Below are 2916 nucleotides of genomic sequence, written 5' to 3'. Positions count from 1 at the left end.
AATATTTATAATGAAATTAATTTCCTGTCTTTTCCAACAGAATTTGAATGTGATACTTTAAAGCCCGGCGGAGAAATTCCAAGTTTTTGGTTCACAATAGAAATTAAAGCAAATGGAATAATTAAATCTTCAGGCACAAGCAGTCGTTGCATAAATAAGCTGGAAATGGAAAAAGAGAAAAAGTTAGATAAGTTCTTTGAAGAAATCAGAAAGATGATTGAAGCGGATAAAGCATACAAATCTCTGCCCGAATCAGACCGTATAAATCTATAAAAACTACTGGTAACAGCCGTTTGTAGTGATTGGGGAGTTTAGTGGAATTAACGTTTTTATTCATATATTCGTTCAGCAGAAAATACTCTGCTCCTAACCTCCCCAACCACTACAAGCGGCGGAGCGTTGGTGGCTATTCTAGAAGACACGAAACAGAAAATGACTTTTAAAAAAAAACAAATGACTAAAAAAACATTCCTTCTTATACTTTTTATTTCTCTTGGGAATTATTCGATTTTTGGACAAAATGTAAAAAGTGTGAGGATTTTTAAAGAAGATTTTGATGTTCAATCCTATCAAAATAAAAAATTGTTTGTAACATTCATTGCTACAAATAATCAAAACGATTCTATAGGTAATATTATACGTGCCTTTTTTGATTCTGACAAAAAAAAATATTTAGGTTATAATACAGCAAAACTTACTAGAATTAATTTGAAAGATAATTGGATTCAATATAAGGGTGTGTTTTATATTCCTAAAAACGCTAAAATTTTAGACTTGGGTATTCTTACTTCAAATTTTCCAAAAACAATAAATATCGCTGAAATTTCATTAACAGATATTGACGGAAATAAACTTAATGGCGGAACTGAATTGACAAACTCAAAAAGGAAATATGAAATTTATAATTATCAGAAAATTGAAGACTCATTAATCCTATATCAAAATAAAAACACACTTCGATTAGACATATCAAATTCCATTTTATATGGCAATAATTTAGAAATTGGCAAGGTCATAAAAATAAATAATATCGATTTTTATTATGAAATTTATGGTACAGGAGAACCGCTGTTGCTTTTACACGGCAACAATGAATCTATTAATTCTTTTCGCTTTCAGATAGACAGTTTACAATCGAAATATAAAGTAATTGCTGTTGATAGTCGTTGCCAAGGAAGGAGTTCTTGCAACGATATAGAAATGTCATATGACCAAATGGCGGACGATATGAATGTGTTTATAAACTATTTAATGTTAGATAAAGTAAATATTTTGGGATGGAGTGATGGAGGTAATACAGGAATTACAATGGCTCTAAAATATCCTGCAAAAGTAAAAACTCTTGTAACAATGGGGGCAAACTTATATCCCAATACTGATGCTATTGAACCTGAATTTTGGCAGAAATTTAAAGGAGATATAAGAAAAGGACAATTGGCAAAAATATTTATTCCTTCACTGAAAACAAATATAAGAGTTAGTAAAATGTGTCTAAAATATCCTGACATCAAACCTCAAAGTTTAAATGCAATACAAATTCCAGTGTTGGTTTTAGCAGGAGAAAAAGATGTCATAAAGAAAGAACATACTGAACTGATTGCTAATAATTTGAAAAAAAGCGAACTTCACTTTTTTTCAAATTCAACTCATTATGCACCACAAGAAAACCCAAAAGAGTTCAACAAAATTATTTTAAATTTTTTAAATAAAAACCAAAATTAAGAACTCTGTGAATACAAGAACAGCCACCAACACACGCTACAAGTAATTTGGGTATTAGGCTTAATTGAAAAATGGTTTTGTATTTGGAAGATTTTGCAAATCCGAATAATGGGCTTAAGTTAGTCCCAAACTACTTGTAGCGCGGGAACGTTAGTGGCAAGCTTGACTCAACAACTCCAAAAATAAAAGACAAAAAGAACAATTTAAAATATGGCAATAAGTACAAATTCAATAATTCATTACACTAAAAATTTAGATAATTTATTGCAAATATTAAAAAATGGGTTTTCTCTTAAATATTGTAAAGAAGACTTCTTTTGGAAACAAAAAAAACTAAGATATGCTTATCCCATGATTTGCTTTTGTGACATTCCTCTTTCAGAAGTAAAAAAACACCTTGACTCATACGGTCATTATGGAGTTGGATTAAGGAAGGATTGGGCTGTAAAAAAAGGATTGAATCCTGTATTGTATTTAGAAAAGGAATCTTCATTATCTGAAACATTAATGCAACAAATAATGAGATTCCATAATAACAAAAAGGAATTAGAAACAAATCCAAAAACCCCAAAAATTGACGAAGTTTGGAGACAAGAATTAATAACACTTTGTTCTCATATTAAAAACTATGATGGTGATTTAATAATTGATAGTCGTCAGATAAATAATTATAGATTTTATGATGAACGAGAATGGAGATATGTACCAACTAAGGCAGACCTTAAAGGAAATGGAAGAGCAATCTTGCAAGATGTATATGTTGCAGATAAAGAAAAATTCAATAAAGAAGTTGGAAAAGTTAAACTCGAATTTAATATTGCTGAAGATATTTCATATATAATAGTAAAAGAAGAAGAAGACGTACACAAAACATTAGACTTTATTAGTCAAAATTTTAAAAAAACTCTTTCTGCTTATGATATTGAAATTCTTATGACCAAAATAATTAGAACCGACCAAATTATAAATGACTTTTAAGTTAAAAAGCCAGCCACTAACAGCCACTACAACGGATTTGGGCATTTGGCTTAATGGAAAAATAGTTTTGTATTTGGGATGATTTGGCAAATCCGAAAATAGGGCTTAATTTAGTCCCAAACCCGCTGTAGTGCCAGAACGTTACAGGACAGTTGAGCCGAAATTACGCAGAAGAAAACAATCAGAAAAGAAACATTTATTTCCGCAGAAAATTGA

Annotated in this window: 3 protein-coding genes; all 3 read left to right on the top strand. The window is 30.2% G+C overall.

Annotation, left to right across the window (positions count from 1 at the left end; translation table 11 throughout):
* Positions 1 to 273 (top strand): hypothetical protein (locus tag ABEB18_RS17440; RefSeq protein ID WP_348800630.1); only part of this gene is annotated, 273 nt, incomplete at its 5' end.
* Positions 274 to 453: 180 nt separating this feature from the next.
* Positions 454 to 1722, top strand: coding sequence for an alpha/beta fold hydrolase (locus tag ABEB18_RS17435; RefSeq protein ID WP_348800629.1), 1269 nt, complete (start codon positions 454 to 456; stop codon positions 1720 to 1722).
* A gap of 210 nt (positions 1723 to 1932) precedes the next feature.
* A complete protein-coding gene (locus ABEB18_RS17430) occupies positions 1933 to 2700 on the top strand; it encodes an abortive infection system antitoxin AbiGi family protein (protein WP_348800628.1) in 768 nt (255 codons plus the stop codon).
* Positions 2701 to 2916 lie beyond the last annotated feature (216 nt).

The sequence above is a fragment of the Flavobacterium adhaerens genome (assembly GCF_040045115.1).
GTDB classification, from domain to species: Bacteria; Bacteroidota; Bacteroidia; order Flavobacteriales; family Flavobacteriaceae; genus Flavobacterium; species Flavobacterium adhaerens.
Note: the sequence above shows the minus strand (reverse complement) of the source record. Positions and strands in the feature narration are given on the sequence as shown.

What these genes read in the sequence shown, in the direction of transcription:
- ABEB18_RS17435 (WP_348800629.1), top strand. Translation starts at nt 454, where the DNA reads ATGACTAAAAAAACATTCCTTCTTATACTTTTTATTTCTCTTGGGAAT.
- ABEB18_RS17430 (WP_348800628.1), top strand. Translation starts at nt 1,933, where the DNA reads ATGGCAATAAGTACAAATTCAATAATTCATTACACTAAAAATTTAGAT.